This is a genomic window from Paenibacillus sp. J31R98 (assembly GCF_056269245.1).
Map to the genome: position 1 here is coordinate 1506278 of NZ_JBWDNO010000001.1, position 21459 is coordinate 1527736.

The window sequence follows — 21459 nt, forward strand, 5'->3', positions numbered from 1 at the left end:
TCGAAAATACGGCCCAAACCGCACAGATCCCCTCTGCTGCGTATTTTGGACCGTTTGCTGACTATTTAATCTCACCATAATCTTTAATACTCGTGTGAACGCGCACCTCTATCTTTGCTTTCGCGAAAGCTTCTGGCCAATCGTTCTGGACCTTCTTCCAATTGCGGTATTGATACGCCCGAGCGAAGATCCCTAGTCCAATCGGGTCCACTTTGTTCTTCTGCAGCTTGTTCACCAGCATCGTCATTCTTTCATTCAACTGTACATTAATCATCTTCTCCAGCTTCTCCGGCGCATCTTGAACATTATAATCAAATAACCGCTCCGTAATATGAATCGGCAGGTTAAAGTCAAATTGGAATTGGAACTGTCCGTCCTTGTGAGACGTCTTGATCTTGCGATTTACTTTCTTGATGTAGAAGCTCAGCGTCCCCATATGAAATACAGTCCCCGGTTTGTCTTTCTCCGGAAGAACGACTGTCAAGGTCAAGTCTTGGAATTTCTCATCCTGCAAAATTTGCAGCAGCTCGTTCTCCGCCAGACTGAGGCTTGTGACGTACTTCCCTTGATTATCGAGCAGCGCCGTACCTATTAATCGAATTTCTTTCGGTTCTTTGCGCAGCTCTGTAAGATAAGGGGTAACTCCTTTCTCATAGATCAGCTTCTGCATCGTGAATAACGTCGTTACTTCAACAAGATTGCGCATATGGGCCGTATCGAGCAATTTCGCGATATGAAGCGGGAGCCTGCGTTTGTCCTCGGGCTCGAAGAACATGACGTCTTTCACGTCGCCGTCCACCATAATGATTCTTGCATTCGCCCGCACTTTCGCGTCACGGAATAAGACGTCAAGCAGCTTATACCAGTACGGATTCTGCAGCAGCTTCTTGCTAACGAGCAAGTTCTGAAGCTTCCCGGTGCTGACTAATGCAGATACTTTCGCTTCGAAGAAGCCGCGAGCGTCGCGTGGCGACATCGCTTTAACAACGGTGTTCTCATTCTTCTTCTTCGCTTCCTTGCTAAAGACTGGGCTAGACATATAGATAAGCAGGTTATTGTCTCTATCAAGGTCGATTCCTTCCATGAGGATTAGCGTTACATTCTCTAGATCCAGACGATCTTTGCAGCTCGTTAGCAGTAAGCTAATTGAAATAAGCATCAATAGCGTTCGCATCACGCGGCTCAATTCTGCCACCTCTTGAATTGCGACATGGTAACGATGATGAGCCATAGAAATACTGGGGTGATAAAAGCAACCCAAAGTCCGATTTTGCTAAACATCGCTGCTACTTCAATACTCTCCACCCAACCATCGTCCCAAATGTAGTTAAACACCACCATTGCGAACATGAGAATGGCAGCGTGGATATAGAACTTTCCGATGAATAGCCTGCTCGTACAATAAACCGACATATACAGAGCTGGAATCCATGTCTTGGCGATTACGATCAAGTAACAAGACAAAATCACGAGATCGAACCGTTCAATGAATCGGAATTCAATTATCTTCACAGCAGAGATAACCGTATCATTGAAGAAGGTAATCTCATCTGGGCTGAACACGATAAAACAAATAATGGTAATAAAAAGGTAGATTAACATCGTGAACGTATTGGCTGCGATAACGCCCATGGTTGCTGACTGCTTCTTCTCGAGATATGGATAGATGAAGAACACGCACTCGAAGCCGAGAAAAGAGATGATTGTCGTGTTGATCGAACGAATGACCGGCATCCAGCCTTCCTTGAGCACAGGCAGCAAATACAGCCAATTGCCATCATTAAACAAAGTAGCTACGACGAGCACCATCCAAATTGAAGCAAGAAATGTTATCTCCGAGAAACGACCGATATCTCGAACGCCGCCTTTGATTAGCATATAAGCAGGTATCACGAATAGAAGCATGATGACCCAAGTCTGGGTCTGCTGCATAATCCAGCTCTGTGTCAGCAGTGCCATGCGACTATAGATTAAGTATGCATAGAAGAGGAAATAGAAGCCGTACGCGAGCATTGCTAGCTTGCCGATCCATTTGCCAAAATAATGCGTAATGAGCTCAATGATTGTGCCATTGGGATACTTCTTCATAATCTGCACGATGATTAAGCTGCCTGTGGTGGACAGTAACCATCCCAGAATAATGGCTATCCAGCCGTCTGTACCGCTAATATCAGCAAGGTCCTTTGGCATAGAGATGACGCCGACCCCGAGCTGCACGCTGTGAATGATGAGTATAAACTGCAGCGTCGTAATTTGAGCGCTTTTGCCCGGTTTCAGTACTGCCTCCATCTATTCATCATCACCTTTAAGCTGATGTTTTGGACCAATTCTCGTTTTTTGCAGCGAACGGACACTTTCCGGTCGTTTCTTCATGCTCCATAGCGGCAAGCGGATGAACACGTCCTTCCAGTCCTTGATGCGCATTGGCGCAATTGGCGCACTGTAGGATTCGCCAAGCGATCGCATCTGGACGAGATGGATAAGAAGCGTCATAAAGCAGACAACAATCCCAATAATTCCGAACAAAGAGGCTAATAACATGACTGGAAAACGGATGAGCCGAATGGAAGCAGCCATATCATAGTTCGGCAAGATAAAGGATGCTACCGCGGTTGACGCTACGATGACGACCATCAAGTTGCTTACGATTCCTGCTTGAACAGCTGCTTGTCCAATGACGATACCGCCGACAATGCCGACGGTTTGACCGACAGGCGCTGGCAGCCGTATACCTGCTTCGCGAAGCATCTCCAGCATAAGCTCCATTAATAGCGCTTCAATGAACGGCGGGAATGGAACAGCTGCCCTGAACTGGCCGATCGACAAGATCAGGTCAAGCGGGATGACCTCCACATTGAAAGAGATACAAGCGATATAGATCCCAGGCAGGAAAGCCGCGACGAAACAGGCGATGAATCGCAATAATCGCATGAAGGTCGCTACCGGCCAGCGCGTGCTGTAGTCGTCAATCCCTTGGAAGAAAGCGGCGATGCCGACCGGTGCGATCATCACGCTCGATGAACGGTCAACGACAACGCATATCCGCCCTTGAAGCAGCTGCGATGCCGCGGTATCTGGCCGCTCCGTTGTTATGAATTGCGGCAGCAGCGAGAATGGATTGTCTTCCAGATATTCGGCAAGCTCGCCGGTATTGATGATGCAATCGACGTTTAATGCCATTAATCGTTTTTGAAGCTCCTCTATGAGCCGCGGCTGGGTTACGTCCTCCAGATACAGGATCGTTACTTTGCTGCGTACCCTGCTGCCGACGTAGAGCTCCAGCATCTTTAGTTCTCTTGTACTGATGATGCGGCGCAGCAAGGCGACGTTCTGCCACCCGGACTCGATGAAGCCCTGATGCGCGCCTTTAAGCGACGCTTCAATCTGAGAGTCGGTAATGGCGCGCTGCGGCCAGCCTTGCGTATCGAGTGAGTAAGCTAAGTCACTGCCTTCCAGAAACAGAATGCTATGCCCTTCCAGCAGCATGAGTTCAATGTTGCTCCAATGCTGCGTCGATTTCAGATCGCCGACCGTGATAGGCAGATTGCTCATTTGCTCGTTGTCTGCCATAGGCTCGAACATCAGCTGATAGAGCACATTGTTGTTGATTGAATTCTTATCCACGAGGCCGCACAGATAGACGAGCGCCGCCTTCTGCCCGGTTTGCTTATAAATAAACGTTCGGATAATCAAATCTGGCGCTTTGCTGAAGATGGCCTGCAATTCAGCCAGATTCGCCTTTAAGCTTGTTTCAACGGTGCCACGCTCAGGCGTATGATCTTCTTTGGATTGTCTCATCATGATGATCTGGCGGTGAGTGAGTAACTTAAATAAACGAAATAATAATTCCACTTGTACCTCCACCGGCTTTCATGTTGGATCATTCGATTCGTTTCCTCATTGTGCCAATTGGAGCTGGAAATTATTCTTAAAATGAGATGCGGAAAATTAACGCGGTGACGTGGTAAAATCGTTAGACATTAAAAAGGCTGTCGAGAATTTCTCGACAGCCTTGACGATAACGATGGCAGAGCTGTGAGTACAAAATTCGAAATCTCAGAAAGAAAATCGGCAGACTGCTGCTCTTGAACTATTCATGCATAAACCGAGCGTAGAGCTGCTCAAAGGTTTCGAAGCGCTCTACCTCTCTGCCGACTTTCACATACTCCTCTAGATATTCATCCATAATCCCGAGGAACTTCTCTTCCATAACTTGCAAATGACTCGCATCAAAATACTGCATCAGATCAAACTTTGGCGTCCCTCGATCCGCAGCCATTTCATCGAGATAATCTTGAGCTCCTGCAGCCGCGAGAAAAGCATACGAAGGATCGTTAGTCTCAACACTGTTCAAGATTTTGTTCCGACAGTTGCACCATAACTCCTCGAATGTGCCTCTAAGGTTATCGAAAGTCGGAGTTGGTTTCACGATGAGGCGATCACACATTGAACGGTGCAACTCGGTAACGCTTCTCAGAATCGCTAAAGAGGATTGCCGAATCTCTTCCGCGGTATTTGCTTCGATAACTGACATGTAGAGGGTCTCAAAATCCTCCGGCATATACGGATACGTTCTGATCTCATCCAAATACCGCTTGATCCCCCGCTTGATGCAAGCGTTATTCATGCTGACCAAGGCATTGACCAGATTGTACAGAACACCTGCAGATGCATGGCGCACTGAACCGATATCATCACTCAGCATCGTATTGCTATATTCTTGCTTTGCAGTATCGATCCATTTTCTAGCTCGATTCAAGCTCTCTTCTCCGATTGGGCTCGCAAGCGCATCAAGAGCTTTTTGCCTGAATGCGTTAAGCTTCTCCAAATCCTCCGGCTTTGCGTAATACAGAATCTGCAGCTCGGTTAGGCTCGAAACGCCAGGACTTTCCAAGGTCGATTGTGCTTGTATTCTCGTATCCCAAGGGGTGCAATAGATATCATAGCCGACATCATCTAGTATAAAAGAAGAGGAGATTCCCCAAGCACGGTCCGTGTTATTAATGATGATTAAATCAAGATCGCTCTTCTCGTGAAAGTCTCCGGTACGCATAGAACCAGTAAGCCCAATGATGGCAATATCGTCCGGAAAATCTCTCTTCGCGCGTTCAATCACCATGTTGATTAGCCGTTCATTCTTCTCCATCAGCTGCTTCTTTATCTGCTCGTTCATTCGTTACCCCCACCTTTTAAGTGATCCGTCTTTCTGAGGCACAAAACTACTTCAACTTCGAGTCTAACGATTCAGTGGTTCGGTTGCTATGTAAAAGTTGGTTTAATTCATCTTCTGCACAAAAATCCGCCAAACCGTTTGCTGCACGGTTCGACGGATTCGATTGAACGGGCATTATTACCCCGATTTCTTGTTGTTTAACTGTTTGTGCACCATGTCTCTCATAGCGGATACGGTTGTTCTCTTATATTGAAGTCCGAGCCGAAGCACCTGCAGCTGCTCCCTGCGTGAGAGACTCTTGAACCGCGGCTCCTGCTTCATGAATCTCCGGATGATCGCCCAGCTGCTTGCCGGTGTCCGTTCCTTCTTGATGTACGGCACCTCATACGGTAAATTCGGTTTGCGTATGCGGTGAATCCATGCATTCAGCTTCGCTGACGCTTTAGACTCATCTACAAGACAAGGCACGGACGTTTTCCTCGTATGCTTCTTGAAGTAATCATAGTGACTGTTGCCGCTCACCAGGACGTATCCGCCAGCCTTCTTGCTCTTGCGGACAATCATGAGCTGCATGCAATCCTGCGCGGTTCGTTTAAGATCCTTGATCCGATTCGTTAGCGCAGTCGTTAATCCGGGCTTGATCTTGCTAAGGGGGATATATTGTACTGTATATCTCATAGCAGTCACCCCTTCAAGTTTTTCTTATTTATATGCAAGACGATCCGCTCGAGCCACCTTTGCGCCCAAAAAACAACGGAATCCATCGGCTGCCATGGATTCCGTTGTTGGTTCAGTACTTTATTTGGCGGTCATGCTGGCACCCGAGCTTACTTTAATGTTTCTACGAGAGATTCGACCGGCAGCTAAGAAAGCAGCAGTCGTAGCGCCTAGCCCAGCAGCTACAGCTAGGAACACGCTGCGCGTCGAATCCGTCTGCAGCAGAAGTTCAACTCCTCTTATGAAGAGCGGGCTTAGAAATTGACAGATATACACGCATGCCAGCAGCAGAGAAATAGCCGAGGTCAACCTTGCCTTCGGCGCCACTATCGCTGTCTTGACGAATGATAGAGGGAAGAGCATTCCCTCAGCGAAGCCGATCAAAAACACGCCTGATGCGAGTGTCCACACCGAGTGTGCGGATCCGACGAGTAGGAACCCGATGGCCATCACGGCCAGATTCAATGGTGTTAGCATTTTTTTGAACATCTCGGCCATTCGAGTAATCAAGACGCCGCCGACAAATACGCCGATCAAGGCGAAAGCGATTAAGTAGCCTACAGATGCCACGTTTCCGATCCCGTATTGGGCCATGAACAACGAAAGGTTCGTCGGAAGCAATGCGAACATCATGGTGTGCAGTCCTCCCGCTATGGCAATCGCGTAGAAGAACGTTGGAAGCTTGACCCTTACCTTAGAAGCCGCTTGATCTAGTTTGAGCGGCGGGAATTTCGGAAGCCACAAGATAACCAGTATCAATAAAATGACCGCATATAAATACGTTAAGAAGATTTCTCTCCACCCGAGCGTAGCAATGATGCCACCGATGGATAGGAAGATCGCTCCGCCGATGCCGTTAATCGAAGTTTGGTAACCATTCATCCTTGAACGTGCCTGACCTTGGAAATTCTCCGCAATCAACGAGTTAAACGTGGGCGAGATAAGTCCGATGCTGAGCCCCAATATGGCCCGGCAAACTAATATCATCGTGAACGACTGCATGAAAGCCGGACCGACTCCTCCGACCAGATACAAAAGCAAACCGAAGATCAGTATGCTTTTCCGGTTAAAGCGTCTTCCGAGTTTCTCGGCCATAAACAACGTCGGCAATATAAACAAGGATGAGAGCGTAACGACCCATTGCACCAATAACGCGTTCGTGTCCGGGAAGGCGACCGCCAGCAGCTTAACTGCCGGCGCCGCCATCATTGTGCCGAAGGTTGTACTTACAGCCAATGATAAAAGCGTGACGTTAGCGCTTGTTTTCAAGGTCGCACCTCAATGTCGGTCGATCGGCTAAGTGCTTCCCAGCGCTTCGTTTCTTCCAGCTTGCTGTTGTCCATCGCGTTCGCGAGTTCGACGGCATCACTGCCGAGCAGCAAGCGAAGCGGTGGATTAGATTCATTGGCGATCGTAAGGATCGCTTGCGCGGCTTTGGCCGGATCTCCTTTTTCATTGCCGGTGTTTTCTCGGAAATAATTCGCCATGTAGCCGACCGTATTCTTATAAGGCTCGCTAGGCTCTGCTTGCTGCATGGAGGAACCAGCCCAATCGGTTCTGAAGCCGCCCGGCTCGATCAGCGTTACCTTGATGCCAAGCGGAGCCACTTCCTTGTTCAGCACTTCGGAGAAGCCTTCCACTGCCCATTTGGCCGCTTGATATGGGGCCAAGCCTGGAGCGCCGATGCGTCCTCCGATGGAAGAGAATTGAATGATATGGCCGCTTCCTTGTTCTCTGAGCAATGGCAGCGCGGCTTTCGTTACATTGATGACGCCCCACAGATTCGTTTCCACTTGCGCTCGGAAATCTTCCATGGACGTATCTTCGATAGCGGAAACGTTGCCGTATCCCGCATTGTTCACGAGTACGTCTAATCGTCCGAATGTTTCGAACGCGACTTTAACAGCGGCTTCCGCCTGCTCGTAGCGATTGACGTCGAGCTGTACGATCTGGACTTGTTCGCCATACCGCTGTTTGAGATCGGCAATTTGCTCTGTGTTACGGGCAGTTGCGACTAGGCGGTCGCCATTAGCCAGTACTGCTTCTGCAAGCTTGCGGCCGAAACCGCGGGAGCTGCCGGTAATGAACCATACTTTAGACTTAGACATGTTATTGTCCTCCTAATATCATGTGATTATGATGCGCGAAACAAAGTAAGATTGGAATATATATTCCATGTTAATCAAAATAGAGCGTGCGGGTTGCGGAGTGTATTGGAACAATCATTCCATAAAACTCTGCTTAACCAGTCACAATTCATCTACGTGAGCGTTTGTTATGCGTGATGGCCGTTATGATTATTATTCTTTCGTATGCTCAAATGTTTTGACGACTTCATACATCCCCGATTCGAATGTAGCTATAGTGAGTGCTTCTTGGAAGTAAGGGAGCGGTCTAGGATCGTCTCTCATCGCTTGGTAATGATCCATGCTTTGCCACTGTGCGTACATCGTGACCATTTTTCCGTCAATGCTTTTGTGCAGTGCGCATGAAATAAACCCTGGCGCGTATTTAACCGATACATCCGTGGCTTGAGTAAGCAGCTCGACAACGCGATCCTGGTTTTCGGGTTCGTTGACTTTAAACACATTGATAAATGTCAGAATAGAGTCATTTGCATTAATTTGTGTCATTAGGTTTCTCTCCTCCAAGTGTAATTGATTATAGGTTAATCCCTTTTAGCTCGAGATATGCAGACAATCCTGCAGCGCCGAATTCACGGCCGATGCCGCTCGCTTTGTAGCCGCCGAAAGGCGCTTCGTACGAAGCCATCGCACCGTTCACAACGAGGTAACCGGAACGGATTTGCCGCGCAATCTCGAGGCCATGCTCGCGAGATCCGGACCAAACGCCGCCGCCGAGACCATAAGGGGAATCGTTCGCGATACGCACAGCATCAGCTTCATCTTCGTAAGGAATGACGACGAGTACCGGGCCAAAGATCTCCTCCTGCGCGATACGCATGCTGTTATCGACATCTGCGAAGACGGTAGGCTTGACGTAATATCCGCCCTCCAGCCCTGCAGGCACTTCCGCACCGCCGGTTACTAGGCGCGCGCCTTCTTGAATTCCAAGCTCGATATATGATTGAACCCGTTTTTGTTGATCGGCTCTCACCATTGGACCGATAAATGTCGCAGGATCCGCAGGGTTGCTGACAACTAAGCTTTCCGTCATTGTTCTGATCAAGGCAACCGCTTCTTCATAACGATTCTTGGAGACAAGCACGCGGGTATGGGCAACGCAGCTCTCTCCGTTATTCACGAAGGACGAATACTTCAAGCCCTGAACTGCGGCTTCCAGATCCGCGTCGTCGAGTATGATTGTCGCGGATTTGCCGCCAAGCTCCAGACTCACGCGTTTGAGCTGTTCGCCCGCAATCGATGCAATGCGTCGCCCAGCACCGGTTGATCCCGTAAACGCGATTTTGTCGACACCTGAATGGGAGACGAGGTATTCGCTCGTTTCGCGACCTGCCGGCACGATGCTGACGACGCCTTGCGGAAAACCGGCTTCGGCGAATATCTCGCCGAGCAGCAGCGCGTCAAGGGATGTTTCCGGCGATGCTTTCAGAATGACCGCACACCCTGCCAGCAAGGCAGGAATCAATTTGGCGAGTGCCGACTGGTTGGGCGCATTCCATGGAATGACAGCGGCAACGACGCCGACCGCTTCTCGACGAATGATTGGTCCCTTGCCATCGTTTAGCGTTTCTTCCCATTGCAGTTTCTCAGCCGAACGAATATAAGCGTTCGTTTGCTCCGCCAAGGAATGCTGCAAGCCGTTCGTGAACCAGTTTGGCGTGCCATTCTCGGACGTAATCAAAGCCGCGATCTCGTCTGCTCGCGCCGCGTGCAATTCATTAAAACGTTTGACGATAGCTTGACGCTCACCCGGTGTCATTCGCGGCCATGGACCTTGATCGAAAGCAGTTCTTGCCTCCGCAACAGCGGCATCAATATCAGCCGCTGTCGCTTGAGCCGCGCGCCCGACGATCGACAGGTCGTGTGGTGAACGAATGTTTAGCAATTCCTGCGACGATGGTGTTTTCCACTGACCGCCGATAAACAATTTATCATATATCTTCATGAGTTATTCTCTCCTTCGTGGTTTGGAATGTTTGTTTCATAGTCAGTATAGATCCAATCACAATCGCGGTCAATACAATTTGGAATGTATATTCCAACCAATTGAAGATAAGAGCCCATGGATCACATATGCGTCCTATGGACTCCTTGTTACACGAGTATCGCTTTCCAGGATGCCTCGATCATTTGCTGAATTTGCATTTCGCTCAAAGGATATTTATTTACATAGTAACCCTTCAAGATGGATGAGATGATGCCGTGAATGAGCTGATGGCACAGATGCGAGTCCATTTCTTTGATAACGCCTTGCTTCTGCCCTTCAACAATTAGATCCTTCACGACTTTACTGGAATTATAGCTATCCTCTGTACTTCGCAGCTCGGGCGATATATACGGCGAGAAGGAATAGCTGTCAATAAACAGAAACCGCTTCGGAAAGTGCATGCCGAACCGCAGCCGGTTCATCTGGAGACATTTAAACCGTTCGTACAAGCTCGCGCCGGGATCGTAACCTTGCAGGAGGTATTCCCCCATTTGGTTGCGCGACTCTTTATATACTTCATTCACCAAGTCTTCTTTGTTCGCGAAGTAATTATAGATCGTGCCCGACCCGACATTCGCTCGCTTGAATAATTTGGCGAAAGTAACCGACTGTAGTCCCTCTTCGTGTATCAAGTCGAGCGTCGCCATCATGATGTCTTGCTTCTTGCTCATATCCCCACCTCTACCCCTTATTGTACACTCCTTTTCCCGATTTCGTACAAACAAAAAAAAGTAACCCGCTGCGTGAGCGGGTTCAAGGTCTTGCTATATGTTAAATGGGGGGTCATTGAAACCAAGTATACGCGTGCAACCTTAAATCAATCTGAAATCTATCTTATTCTATCATTAAGATTGTTCACGCATAGTTTGACGCAATCGTCTCCAGATATTGCTCGATCGGAACCGAATTCCGAAGCGCCAAAAGGTTTCTTCCCGCCTCGCCGACCACTGTCCGGAATTGATTGCTCTCACCCGTTGCTTGCGCCGCAATAGCATCGACAATCGTTTGCGGATCATCGAGTTGATCCTCGGGCCGGCTTGCCATTAAGCTCGATACTTTGTTGGTCAGGTCATCGTAGTCCTTGATATTCTCATCCTTATTCCAGATGATGCTGTCGACGAAATTGTTCCCCTTGGAGCCGCCTTGCTCGATCAGCCGAAGCTCGATATTGAGCGGTTTAAGCTCGTAATAGAGCCCTTCCGTCAAGCCTTCCAAAGCAAATTTGGACATATTATATAGAGAGCCAAGCGGGACGGCCGTGGTTACGCCCATGAAGGAACTGATATTGATAAACATCCCGCCGTCTTGCGCTCTGAAGTGAGGCAGGAATTGACGAATTACGTTAATCGGACCGCGGACATTCACGGCAAACTGCCAATCAATCGTATTCTCCGCGGCTAATTCCAATGCGCCATACGAACCCATTCCGGCATTGTTAACGACAACATCGATCTTCCCGAAAGCTGCAATCGCATCATTAACAGCTGAATGCACTTCGTCCGCTTTCGTAACGTCCAGCTTGAAGATCTTGATATTCTCATACGCTGTGAGTTCGCTTTCTTTCTCGGGGCTGCGCATCGTTGCTGCTACATTCCAGCCGAGCTTTGCAAAATGTATCGCCGTTAATTTTCCCAAGCCTGAGCTTGTTCCTGTTATAAAAATCGTTTTTGTTGTCATGATTGAATTCCCTCCAGTTCTATATTAAACCGAACGTTCGATCTAATCGATGCAAAAGAAGCGGTTAGAACCTGCTCGTTCTAACCTTGTCGCTATCCTTGACTCACTGCGCTCCAGCAGAAGTGAATGGCTTGCTCTGCCACATCTTCCGTCAATTCCAGCATGTTCTGCTGGTGACTCTTCAAGAGATAGACGAGGGAGCCGTAATGCATCTGCACCATCATGTGCGGATCGAGCCGGACGAACAAGCCTTCGTCGACTGCCTGACGGTACAGCTCCTCCATCGGACCACACCAGCCGCCTTTATAAGCTTCCAGCTTGGACTGCTCATAGATATACGGCGAGAATGAATACTGTTCAATAAACCTGAAGCCCTTAGGATACTGCTTCCCCAGCTCAATCACGCTTCGCCAAGCTTGTCGGAATCTCTCTTGCAATGAGGAGGCTTCCTTCATGCTCTTCGTCACGTATTCGCCGTTGAACTGGACGATCGCTTTGTACAGCTCATTGATGATCTCTTCCTTGCTGCTGAAGTAGTGATAAATGTTTCCGGTTGAAACCTTGGATTCCTTCGCAATGAGCGACATGGACGTCGCCTGTAGTTCCTTGTCGATAATCAAGTTCAGTGTTGTCTCGAGGACGGCTTTCTGCATCTTGTTGTATTGCTCAAACACGCTCCCACCTCCTTTTCCGATTAGATCGAACGATCATTCTATTCCATCATAAAGTCAGAAGCATTCGTTGTCAACAGCCGTCATTATAGCAAATGTTGCTCCAATTGCAGCACTTTTCGCTAGCGACCATACTCTCTTCCCCCGCTATACTGAAAAAAATGAAAAGGGGGATCCATTTCATGAATCAAACCGCCGCTTTACAGGTACAGCGCAATCCGGCCATCTGGATGCTGTTTGGCGTAAGCTTCGCTCATCTGCTGAATGATGCTATGCAGACCGCAGTGCCGTCCGCTTTTCCGTTGTTCCAATCCGAAATCGCTGCTCGTATCCGGCTCTCTTATCGGCGTAGGCTCATCCGTCCTGCATCCGGAATCCTCCCGTGTCGCCCGGATGGCCGCTTCCAGTGGGAAAGGCATGGCCCAATTGCTTTTCTCCAAGTTTGTCTACATTGCGGGAATGACGGGCTATTACTCGTTTTATTTTATAGACCATTACGGCTTGTCCTTCTCCCGCTCGCAAATCTGCCTGTTCGCTTTGCAATTCGCCGGTATGGTGGGCACGCTGCTTGGCGGACCACTTGCCGACAAATTTGGCCGCAAGACGATGATCTGGATTTCCATTGCCGGAACCGCGCCATTCTCGCTTCCGCTTCCTTATTCGAGCCCTGGCATTGCCCTTGTCCTGTGCTGTGCGATTGGCCTCATCCTTATGTCTGTCTTCTCCGTCATTATTGTTTATGCGCAGGAGCTTATGCCCCGGCATATTGGCACGGTATCCGGCTTGTTCTTCGGACTGGCGTTCGGCATGGGCGGACTGGGATCCGTTCTCCTCGGTTGGCTGACGGACGTGAAAACGATCGCTTTTACAATCGAAATCTGCTCCTTCCTTCCCCTGCTTGGACTTTGCGCATTGCTGCTGCCGAGAGATTCGAAGCTGATGGACAGGCTGTAAGGAAGATTTACAGCAATCTCGTCTAGACAGCAATCGACCGTTTTCTTTGCTGAGAGTTGGATAATTTTTCATATTGATTCAGGCTCGGATTTATTTCACTTCGGGCACAAGCTATGCCCCAATTATCTACGAATTCGAAGTTTACCAGTAAATGAACGAGTATCACAATCGTTCAATTGAATAGCTGGATCGCAGGTTGGTTCATAAAAAAGAGACTTAGCTTTTGCGCTAGGTCTCTTTTCTAATTTCACTCACGAAATCCATTATTTTACCTTCTAATAGATAGTTAATGGTTTTAAATAAAGATTTGTCTTTATCTCGCAGCTGCAGGTTTTGACTCAACGTGAACCCCATCTGCCTGCTTATTCCTAAATTGTCGATACGCAGCGGTTATGCACATGAGTCCTCCTGTCGTAATAAAAACGCCAACCGGAAATCCCCATGTTCCCCAAGCCGGATAAATTAATGGCATTAATGATACGCCGAACGCGACAGGCACAGGAGTTTTAAACAACTTGCAGAGTAGGAATGTAATCACGACATTAAGGATACCGACTCCTAGGATCGCCCCTGCTAACCAATGATAAACGCCGACTGCAAGTATTGCCGAAATCGTCAATACGGCTAAGCGTGACGGGATCGCTCTCCAAGCAAATTTCTCTGCATGAAACACTTCAAAAATAAGAGCAAATACTGGTGGAACGACGATGACTTCAAGATTGGTTACGAATGCGAATCCAATCCACAGGCATAAGACAATGCTAATGATGAGCGTATCTGACTTCTTCCGAAATCTCTGAGGACCATTAGGTACCGCCTTCTCTTGCTTCCGCATTCTATATGCAGCCAGCATAATCACGAACGTAAAGATCGCAGTCGAGATTGCGAATACATAATCATGTAACCCTAGAAAGATTGGCAGCAATCCGGCAGGAATCGTGGGTCCGAAATTCACCCGAAATACGTGCATCAGTACGACAATAATGACGAAGCCAAGCCACAGTTTGAGCAGTGGCGATAAGGTCAAATCATTTAAAGTAGTACCCAAGAAAGCCGCTATACTCGGCGAAAGCCACAGGTGAATCGGTTTCTTGATCCAATGTGATACATGGTACACCATAACTCCCATTGCCATACCTGCAATTTCAGGGAAGAGAATATCCCTTTGTCCGAAGACGATAGAACCAACAAGCATAACAACAATTAATACCAACGCTGCGACGAACTGAATGGACTTAGTCAAATTCCAGTACATGATTGAAATTCTCCTTTGAAGTATTCAATCTGAATTTCTGTTCTCGTTTGGTTTCATCGGAATGTCAATCATCATCTCAGGCGGAGGCAGTTGAATGAATGATGACTGCTTTCTAACGTATTGTTCCCCATTAATCCAAACATGATCGTTGTCATACCGTTCTAACAAACCTCCGCCTGCCATCTTCCCATCCTTAACAACCATAATATATTGAGCGAAGATAATCGCATTGTCGAAATCGACGTCGTATTGAAGTTTCGAATACATGGAAGTTCATCCTCTCTATCGTATCGTTTGCCAATTCGTGTCGCTGCTTAACCTCTAAGCAAATCCCCATTAACTAGCATCTTCAAGGTTCGAATAAACAGGAAGCCAATAACCAAACTTAGTAATGCCAGAATGATTGCAGCAATGTCGATTAAGAGCCACGAATCCTTGAACATCGCGTATTTGAGAGCTGCATTGCTAAGAGCTGCAATCGGGAAGCTTACTCCCCACCAGGAAACACCAAACGGATTCGATTTCTTGAATACTTTGAAGAACAAGACGATGAACAAGAACAAGCCAAAGTAAAACAGCATGGACGCGAACGGATCTATTCGCTGCACGAAATTCGTATATCCAAGAAAACCAACTTCAAACGGTGCGATCATAATGATCATCGAAGGCGTCATGCCTGTTGGCATTGGTGCGTGATGAATCAATCTGGAGATTATCAGTGTAAAGAATACTAGCGCCACGACTCCCCCGATCGAGAGGCACATCAGATTAACTTCATTCGCCCACGGGAATGGGATTGTGCCGCCTGCGACTGGGATATCAAGTGTCCCTACTACAGGAACAAGCACAGCAGGCACCTTGTTCACCGGCTCGAGATTTCCATTCAGCAAGCGTGAAACAAAAACATAACAAGCGGCTAATGCAAGAACCATTCCAATAACCCAAATCACTTGTCCTGATCGCGCGCTATACGTTCCGATAACGGAGGAAAGCAACAGGATCGCAATCGGAATCGTACCGAAGAAATTCCCGATGATCGGATTCTTGAATTCCGCTTGGACTTGCTTTGGATATAGCGTCCATTTGGACAGATATCCGATGCCTAACACGATAAATAACAATACGGCAATAAGTCCGATGATATCAGCGATGATGGTAGAAACACCGAACAACTTGCTTGCTTGTCTCCAAGCTAATGACAAACCCGATATTCCCATTACCGCCGCGAATAAATTTACGGGTAAGAATTGAACGGAGCCGATGGTTCTTGGTTTCTCAGCGGCAGCTATGGTTTGCATGCAATGTATCCCTCCTCTTCAGTTCGGAATTGTTCCGATGCCTTATTCTAAGTAATCCACAATCATTGATCAATGCCATTGTTTCTATGCAAATGATAGACAGAAACTATCATTATTGATCGGGATCACATCCGTCGCTGCTTGAATCACGCTTCAGGACCTTCACATGTGCGGTCAACAGATCAATGAAGCCTTGCGTTGCTTTGCCCATATACTTATCACGGTGGTACACGATCCCCACTTCACGGCACAGGGTCGGATTTTCAATCGGAATCGGAAGCAAGTCTTCATAGTTGTACATTTCTAATAACGTCTTGGATAATACGGTCCCTCCTGCGCCTGAACGAACGAGTCCGAATAACGAATCGATCGTTGTCGTCTCGATAAGAGGCTGGAACGTGAAACCGGCCGTGGAACAAGTCATATCGACTAACTGCCGGCAGCGGTGGGTTTCCGGAAACATGACGATAGGCACATTCATTATTTCCTCGAAGTTTATAGAAGTGCGTCCTGCGTAAGGATGATTCATCGTTGCGACAAAATAAAATTTCTCCTGATAGAGCGGAATGGTATGAATCCTCTCGTTCTCGATCGGCAGAATGGTAATGGCCACATCCAGCTCGTTCTGCAATACACGCTCAACGACATCCTCGACGCCAAAGATTTTAATTCGGACCTTCGGATAATCGCGATGAAATTCAAGCAGCAAGGATGAGACCAATTGGTTCAGCTCGCCTGGCAGCGCTCCAATTGATAATGTGCCGCGTTCGATTAGCTGAAGCTCCCCAATTTGCTCTTTGGCGCTCGCTAAATTACCGAATGCCAACTTGCTCTGCCGATAAAGGATCATACCAGCCTCGGTAATCGCGATTTTTTTCCCGATACGGTCGAATAGAGGCACGCCAAGCTCGTCTTCAAGCGCCTTGATTTGATGACTCAAAGAAGGCTGGGTAATGCCCAGCTTGACCGATGCTCTTGTGAAATGCAATTCCTCGCATGTCGCAATAAAGTACTCTAACTGTCTTAACTCCATATAAGCCGGCACATCCCTTCACATTACGCTTACTATCCCACATTCGGTTTGGCTTCACTCGCGGAACTCCTGTAACGACTGGGCATACTTCCTCCAGACTTCAGGTATGTCCTCGCTGCGATTGCAATATATCGCCTGCAAGTACCTGGACATGTTGGTTACTTTTCCTTGTATAAGAATCTCAAGGATTTCGGAGGGTTTGGTAGGTAAGAAACGCTCCTGAACCGTTTCGAATCGCTCCATTGGCAAGAACATTCGCAGGCTCTTCTTATACGAAGTACGAGCTGGATACCGAGGCGAGCTTCCGGAATCGTACTTGGACAATTTAACAAGTGCAAAGAAGTCGCTAAGCAATGCGTGCGCATCCAGTTGGAACACGGCAAAAGCTTCATTCGGCTCCCTTCTGGAATACATCTCCAGCATCTTCAGGCAGCTGCTTCTGGTCGGCCAGAAGAAGACGTGCTGATCCAGATACTGCTGAAATTGCCGCTGAGTCGTACCCGCTTCCATCACTTGATCAACAATGCGCAGATGGGCATTTGCTATAAATGCTCGTCCATGTAATTGGATCTCTGCATGGCTGCTGCGACTTTCATTGGCTAATGCAGGATCAGCCTCTATACAGGAGTATAAAGCATCGACATGCGCAATCGAAGGCAAGTTGCGGACTCTCGTGAAGTGAAATAACGACTTCCGCTTCTCGCTCTTCGTGATTTTGTTAACGATTCCTTCATTCATACGAGGATTCCAACCTTTCAACGATTCATAGCGGTTAGTCCAGTACGCGTCAGCTCCAGGATACCGTATGGTTTCAGGAGCTCAACGAACGAATTGATCTTATCTTGATTGCCGACGACTTGAATGATCAAGCTATCTGATCCAATGTGTACGAGAGATGCACGGAAGGTCTTGGCGAGACTTGTTACCGTCGGAATGACGTTAAATGCTGAATTCACTTTAATAAGCGCAAGCTCGCGTTCAACGAGCGGATTCGCGGATAATACAATGATTTGTATGACATCAATGATCTTGTATAGCTGCTTGGTCACTTGCTCGAGCGTTTGATCGTCACCGACTGTTACGATAGTCATTCGGGACAGCCCTGGTTCCTCGGTCTCGCCCACAGTGATGCTGTTGATATTGAATCCGCGACGACCAAATAATCCAGCTACTCGCTGTAAAACTCCGGGTTGGTCATTTACGAGTACAGAGATGGTATGACGTTTCATGCTTCATCCCCCATAATCATGTCATCAATCGTGGAGCCCGGGGTAACCATAGGATAAACATTCTCGTCCTGACTGATTACAAAATCGATGAGTACAGGGCCAGGGTGGTCCATTGCTTGTTGCCACACCTCGCGAGCTTCGTCTTTGTTCGTTGCCCTTAGCCCTGTAACGCCATAGGCTTCAGCGAGTTTAACGAAGTCGGGGCTTCCTGAGAGATCCATATGACTAAAGCGATCATCATAAATGAGTTCCTGCCATTGTCTGATCATACCAAGAACCTGATTATTCAGAATGACAATCTTCACAGGGAGGTTATGAATCGCACAGATCGCAAGCTCTTGCGCACACATTTGAAAACCGCCATCACCGTTGACGGACACCACCATTCGGTCTGGGTTACCAACCTGTGCGCCGATGGCAGATGGGAATCCAAATCCCATCGTTCCGAGCCCTCCCGAAGTAATGAGCGAACGCGGATGCTTAAACGGATAGAACTGAGCCGCCCACATTTGATTCTGGCCAACGTCTGTCGTCACGATGGCTTCGCCCTTTGTCGTTTCCCCAATCATTTCAATGACGAATTGCGGTTTCAAAGGTGCTTCCGAATCTGTATAACGAAGCGGGAAATCAAGTTTATTCTCTTGTATTTCGCTTATCCATGCTTCCGACTTTCCTGGTTTCGCATTCACGTTAGCTATCCGAAGGACGGCTTGTACGTCGCCAATGCAGGGAATTGCCGTTTGGACGATCTTCCCGATTTCCGCCGGATCGATGTCGATATGGACAATTGTAGTTGCTTTCGGCGCGAATCCGCTAGTCTTCATCGTGACTCTGTCGTCAAAACGAGCGCCGATACTGATTAGTAGGTCACAATTCTGCAACGCTTTATTGGCTGTGTAAGTTCCGTGCATCCCTGGCATCCCCATCCACAATTCATGCGCACTTGGGAATCCGCCCAGACCAAGCAATGTCGTCGTAACAGGTATACGGGTCTTCTCCGCAAATTCGATTAATTCCTTGGAAGCATCCGAGTAGATTACGCCTCCGCCGGCTAGAATGACAGGTCGCTCTGCTTCTTCGATCGCCTTCAGCAGTTTATCAATTTGTGTCTCGCTTGGTTGGTTGTGCGGCTGGTATCCCCGGATTGTTGGCGTATCTGATGGATATTGAAACATCATCATCTGGGTTGAGATATCCTTTGGAATATCAACGATGACTGGCCCCTTGCGTCCAGTGGAAGCAATATAGAACGCCTCGTGTATAATTCTCGGCAGCTCATAGACATCTCGAACCAAGAAGTTGTGTTTCGAGATCGGCATCGTAATGCCTGTAATATCCGCTTCCTGAAACGCATCCGTACCGAGTAAAGCCGTCGAGACATTGCCAGTAATGACAACGAGTGGTACCGAGTCCATATTCGCAGTGGCGATTCCCGTAACGAGATTCGTCGCTCCAGGACCGGATGTTGCGAAACAAACGCCGACTTTGCCAGTGGCGCGTGCATATCCATCCGCAGCATGAATGGCCCCCTGCTCATGTCGAGTTAAGATATGTTCAAATGCAGGAGCTTCATGAATGGCGTCATAAATGTTCAAGACGCTTCCCCCTGGAATCCCAAATACGCATTCCACGCCTTCAATAAGCAAACTTCGGATAAGCGCCTCGGAGCCAGTGACCATATCGTTCTTATATAGATGCCTCATTCCTTTGCCCTCCCAATGTATAACGCCTTACAACGTTTGCCTCATTCTATGAAATTCAAAATTATTGATCAATATCGTTGTTCCTATCATAACGATAGACCAAATCAATCATTGGCAATATCTGCATAAGCGCATGCACCTTTATCCATAATACTGGAGGAAGGTTGGGTAAAGGAGTTGATCATGCTTGGGTTCCATAAGCAGCAATCTCACAGTGAATGAAGCTTACCTGCGAGAACAATTCACGAATTGCTCCGATATTATTTTCCGTACATTCACGTCAGAAGACGAAACGCTATTATTGCTTGTTTACTTGGATGGCATGACTCGAACGCAAGGCGTTGAGGATAACATTCTGAAACCGCTGCTATTTGGCGGATTACCACATGGCATAGATCGTATCCATTCGCTCGCCGAGATGGTCAGACGCGAATGGTTTGCGTTATCCAATGTGAAGATGGTCGATTGTGCAGAGGATCTGCTTCAGCATATTCTTCAAGGGAATCTTGCCATAATCGTGGATGGCGAAGCATCGGCAATCATCGCGCAGGTCCAGGAATACGAGAAAAGAAGCATTCAAGAGCCGAAGAAGGAATCCACCTTGCGCGGCGCCAAGGAAGGATTCGTCGAGAATCTTCGCACCAATACGTCCTTAATCAGACGGAGAATTATACATACTGGGTTGAAAATGGAATCTTATACGATAGGCAAATACACGCAAACCGGAGTGGTCCTTGCTTATATGGAAGGCATTGCGGACGAGAAAGTCTTAGCGAATGTAAGGCGAAAACTCGATAAAATCGAATTAGATGGCGTCATTGATTCTTCCTATCTCGAGGAATGGCTGGAGGATAACTCCTACTCCATGTTTCCGCAAATCATGAACACCGAACGCCCGGATATCGTGACCGCTAGTCTATTAGAAGGAAAGATCGCATTAATCGTGAATGGTACTCCGTTCGTACTCGTGCTTCCCATTACCTTCTGGTCTGGCCTTCAATCCGCAGACGATTATTTCGAGAGGTTCATATTCGTCATATGCATACGGACGATCCGTTATATCATGGCGTTAATTGCATTTTCCTTGCCTGCGATCTACGTTGCTCTATCGACGTTTCATTCCGAGATGGTCCCGATGAATCTCATGCTTGGAATCGCGACGGCTAGGGAGAGCACCCCTTTTCCAACCGTTATTGAAATGTTCCTCATGATGGTGGTCTTCGACGGCTTGCAAGAAGCAGGCGTTCATCTCCCTACCCAGCTTGGGCCAATCATTAGCATTATTGGAGCGCTAATTATCGGGCAAGCGGCTGTTGAAGCGGGGATCATATCCACGCCGATCATCATCGTCATTTCCTTGACAGGCGTTGCGGCTTACACGATTCCAAAATACAGTTCTACCCTTCCTTTTCGCATTATTCGGTACATCTTGATGTTCATATCAAGTCTACTCGGTTTTGTCGGCTTCTCGTTTGGTGTCATCTTCTTACTCATCAATCTGGTGATGCTGGAATCATTCGGAACTCCGTACATGAGCCCGGTAGCTCCTTTCGATGGCAAACGGATCAAAGACATGATTATTCGATTCGGTACCCCTTCTGGATGAAGAACGGCCGAG

General features: G+C 47.9%; 22 protein-coding genes. 2 read left to right on the top strand and 20 right to left on the bottom strand.

All coding sequences use genetic code 11. The features are described from left to right. Window positions 1–61: 61 nt before the first annotated feature. The 13 genes from AC0YNX_RS06730 to AC0YNX_RS06790 form a co-directional block, all read right to left on the bottom strand. On the bottom strand, window positions 62–1174 hold the full coding sequence (locus tag AC0YNX_RS06730) for a Ger(x)C family spore germination protein (RefSeq protein ID WP_475814850.1): 1113 nt from the start codon (window positions 1172–1174) through the stop codon (window positions 62–64). A gap of 8 nt (window positions 1175–1182) precedes the next feature. Beyond that, entirely contained in the window at window positions 1183–2289 is a 1107-nt protein-coding gene (locus AC0YNX_RS06735) for a GerAB/ArcD/ProY family transporter (RefSeq protein ID WP_475814851.1), read from the bottom strand. Further along, the gene (locus AC0YNX_RS06740; protein ID WP_475815200.1) at window positions 2290–3801 is read right to left on the bottom strand and encodes a spore germination protein; all 1512 of its coding nucleotides are present in this window, start codon (window positions 3799–3801) and stop codon (window positions 2290–2292) included. A gap of 289 nt (window positions 3802–4090) precedes the next feature. Next, window positions 4091–5173 carry a nucleotidyltransferase domain-containing protein gene (locus AC0YNX_RS06745; protein ID WP_475814852.1) on the bottom strand — a complete coding sequence of 361 codons (1083 nt, stop codon included), beginning with the start codon at window positions 5171–5173 and terminating at the stop codon, window positions 4091–4093. Window positions 5174–5350: 177 nt separating this feature from the next. After that, window positions 5351–5851 (bottom strand): hypothetical protein, encoded by a 501-nt coding sequence (locus AC0YNX_RS06750; RefSeq protein WP_475814853.1) that lies wholly within the window; start codon window positions 5849–5851, stop codon window positions 5351–5353. A gap of 120 nt (window positions 5852–5971) precedes the next feature. Beyond that, window positions 5972–7126, bottom strand: a complete 1155-nt coding sequence (locus AC0YNX_RS06755; protein WP_475814854.1) for an MFS transporter — start codon at window positions 7124–7126, stop codon at window positions 5972–5974. Window positions 7127–7155: 29 nt separating this feature from the next. Then, window positions 7156–7998 (bottom strand): oxidoreductase, encoded by an 843-nt coding sequence (locus AC0YNX_RS06760; RefSeq protein WP_475814855.1) that lies wholly within the window; start codon window positions 7996–7998, stop codon window positions 7156–7158. Between the two features lie 192 nt (window positions 7999–8190). Further along, entirely contained in the window at window positions 8191–8523 is a 333-nt protein-coding gene (locus AC0YNX_RS06765) for an antibiotic biosynthesis monooxygenase family protein (protein WP_475814856.1), read from the bottom strand. A gap of 28 nt (window positions 8524–8551) precedes the next feature. Continuing rightward, window positions 8552–9979, bottom strand: a complete 1428-nt coding sequence (locus AC0YNX_RS06770; RefSeq protein WP_475814857.1) for an aldehyde dehydrogenase — start codon at window positions 9977–9979, stop codon at window positions 8552–8554. Between the two features lie 149 nt (window positions 9980–10128). Beyond that, window positions 10129–10692 (bottom strand): TetR/AcrR family transcriptional regulator, encoded by a 564-nt coding sequence (locus AC0YNX_RS06775; RefSeq protein WP_475814858.1) that lies wholly within the window; start codon window positions 10690–10692, stop codon window positions 10129–10131. Window positions 10693–10876: 184 nt separating this feature from the next. Further along, window positions 10877–11698, bottom strand: coding sequence for an SDR family oxidoreductase (locus tag AC0YNX_RS06780; protein ID WP_475814859.1), 822 nt, complete (start codon window positions 11696–11698; stop codon window positions 10877–10879). A 92-nt stretch (window positions 11699–11790) separates the two neighbouring features. Continuing rightward, entirely contained in the window at window positions 11791–12372 is a 582-nt protein-coding gene (locus AC0YNX_RS06785) for a TetR/AcrR family transcriptional regulator (protein ID WP_475814860.1), read from the bottom strand. Between the two features lie 197 nt (window positions 12373–12569). Next, entirely contained in the window at window positions 12570–12788 is a 219-nt protein-coding gene (locus AC0YNX_RS06790) for a hypothetical protein (protein WP_475814861.1), read from the bottom strand. Here AC0YNX_RS06790 and AC0YNX_RS06795 point away from each other — a divergent pair. Further along, window positions 12787–13323, top strand: coding sequence for an MFS transporter (locus AC0YNX_RS06795; RefSeq protein ID WP_475814862.1), 537 nt, complete (start codon window positions 12787–12789; stop codon window positions 13321–13323). The two genes, AC0YNX_RS06790 and AC0YNX_RS06795, sit on opposite strands and share 2 nt — an antisense overlap. A 313-nt stretch (window positions 13324–13636) precedes the next feature. Here the strand turns inward: AC0YNX_RS06795 and AC0YNX_RS06800 are convergent, their stop codons facing one another. The 7 genes from AC0YNX_RS06800 to ilvB all read right to left on the bottom strand — a co-directional run bounded on the left by AC0YNX_RS06800 (window position 13637) and on the right by ilvB (window position 19841). Beyond that, window positions 13637–14578, bottom strand: a complete 942-nt coding sequence (locus tag AC0YNX_RS06800; protein WP_475814863.1) for a hypothetical protein — start codon at window positions 14576–14578, stop codon at window positions 13637–13639. A gap of 24 nt (window positions 14579–14602) precedes the next feature. Then, entirely contained in the window at window positions 14603–14845 is a 243-nt protein-coding gene (locus AC0YNX_RS06805) for a hypothetical protein (RefSeq protein ID WP_475814864.1), read from the bottom strand. Between the two features lie 47 nt (window positions 14846–14892). Next, window positions 14893–15876 carry an SLAC1 anion channel family protein gene (locus tag AC0YNX_RS06810; RefSeq protein ID WP_475814865.1) on the bottom strand — a complete coding sequence of 328 codons (984 nt, stop codon included), beginning with the start codon at window positions 15874–15876 and terminating at the stop codon, window positions 14893–14895. Between the two features lie 112 nt (window positions 15877–15988). After that, a complete protein-coding gene (locus AC0YNX_RS06815) occupies window positions 15989–16909 on the bottom strand; it encodes a LysR family transcriptional regulator (protein WP_475814866.1) in 921 nt (306 codons plus the stop codon). 54 nt (window positions 16910–16963) lie between these two features. Next, on the bottom strand, window positions 16964–17647 hold the full coding sequence (locus AC0YNX_RS06820) for a DUF7002 family protein (RefSeq protein WP_475814867.1): 684 nt from the start codon (window positions 17645–17647) through the stop codon (window positions 16964–16966). Window positions 17648–17664: 17 nt separating this feature from the next. After that, a complete protein-coding gene (ilvN, locus tag AC0YNX_RS06825; protein ID WP_475814868.1) occupies window positions 17665–18138 on the bottom strand; it encodes an acetolactate synthase small subunit in 474 nt (157 codons plus the stop codon). Continuing rightward, on the bottom strand, window positions 18135–19841 hold the full coding sequence (gene ilvB / locus AC0YNX_RS06830; protein ID WP_475814869.1) for a biosynthetic-type acetolactate synthase large subunit: 1707 nt from the start codon (window positions 19839–19841) through the stop codon (window positions 18135–18137). Before ilvB ends, ilvN begins: the two co-directional genes overlap by 4 nt. Before the next feature lie 187 nt (window positions 19842–20028). On the opposite strand from ilvB, the gene AC0YNX_RS06835 reads away from it, so the two are divergent. Next, the gene (locus AC0YNX_RS06835) at window positions 20029–21447 is read left to right on the top strand and encodes a spore germination protein (protein WP_475814870.1); all 1419 of its coding nucleotides are present in this window, start codon (window positions 20029–20031) and stop codon (window positions 21445–21447) included. Window positions 21448–21459: the final 12 nt, after the last annotated feature.

Excerpts from the sequence above, each read along its gene's own strand:
- AC0YNX_RS06765 (WP_475814856.1), bottom strand. The coding sequence starts at position 8,523 with ATGACACAAATTAATGCAAATGACTCTATTCTGACATTTATCAATGTG.
- AC0YNX_RS06735 (WP_475814851.1), bottom strand. The coding sequence starts at position 2,289 with ATGGAGGCAGTACTGAAACCGGGCAAAAGCGCTCAAATTACGACGCTG.
- AC0YNX_RS06815 (WP_475814866.1), bottom strand. The coding sequence starts at position 16,909 with ATGGAGTTAAGACAGTTAGAGTACTTTATTGCGACATGCGAGGAATTG.
- AC0YNX_RS06745 (WP_475814852.1), bottom strand. The coding sequence starts at position 5,173 with ATGAACGAGCAGATAAAGAAGCAGCTGATGGAGAAGAATGAACGGCTA.
- AC0YNX_RS06795 (WP_475814862.1), top strand. The coding sequence starts at position 12,787 with ATGGCCCAATTGCTTTTCTCCAAGTTTGTCTACATTGCGGGAATGACG.
- AC0YNX_RS06810 (WP_475814865.1), bottom strand. The coding sequence starts at position 15,876 with ATGCAAACCATAGCTGCCGCTGAGAAACCAAGAACCATCGGCTCCGTT.
- AC0YNX_RS06740 (WP_475815200.1), bottom strand. The coding sequence starts at position 3,801 with ATGATGAGACAATCCAAAGAAGATCATACGCCTGAGCGTGGCACCGTT.
- ilvN (WP_475814868.1), bottom strand. The coding sequence starts at position 18,138 with ATGAAACGTCATACCATCTCTGTACTCGTAAATGACCAACCCGGAGTT.
- AC0YNX_RS06790 (WP_475814861.1), bottom strand. The coding sequence starts at position 12,788 with ATGCCTTTCCCACTGGAAGCGGCCATCCGGGCGACACGGGAGGATTCC.
- AC0YNX_RS06760 (WP_475814855.1), bottom strand. The coding sequence starts at position 7,998 with ATGTCTAAGTCTAAAGTATGGTTCATTACCGGCAGCTCCCGCGGTTTC.
- AC0YNX_RS06730 (WP_475814850.1), bottom strand. The coding sequence starts at position 1,174 with ATGCGAACGCTATTGATGCTTATTTCAATTAGCTTACTGCTAACGAGC.
- AC0YNX_RS06780 (WP_475814859.1), bottom strand. The coding sequence starts at position 11,698 with ATGACAACAAAAACGATTTTTATAACAGGAACAAGCTCAGGCTTGGGA.
- ilvB (WP_475814869.1), bottom strand. The coding sequence starts at position 19,841 with ATGAGGCATCTATATAAGAACGATATGGTCACTGGCTCCGAGGCGCTT.
- AC0YNX_RS06820 (WP_475814867.1), bottom strand. The coding sequence starts at position 17,647 with ATGAATGAAGGAATCGTTAACAAAATCACGAAGAGCGAGAAGCGGAAG.
- AC0YNX_RS06750 (WP_475814853.1), bottom strand. The coding sequence starts at position 5,851 with ATGAGATATACAGTACAATATATCCCCCTTAGCAAGATCAAGCCCGGA.
- AC0YNX_RS06805 (WP_475814864.1), bottom strand. The coding sequence starts at position 14,845 with ATGTATTCGAAACTTCAATACGACGTCGATTTCGACAATGCGATTATC.
- AC0YNX_RS06800 (WP_475814863.1), bottom strand. The coding sequence starts at position 14,578 with ATGTACTGGAATTTGACTAAGTCCATTCAGTTCGTCGCAGCGTTGGTA.
- AC0YNX_RS06770 (WP_475814857.1), bottom strand. The coding sequence starts at position 9,979 with ATGAAGATATATGATAAATTGTTTATCGGCGGTCAGTGGAAAACACCA.
- AC0YNX_RS06775 (WP_475814858.1), bottom strand. The coding sequence starts at position 10,692 with ATGAGCAAGAAGCAAGACATCATGATGGCGACGCTCGACTTGATACAC.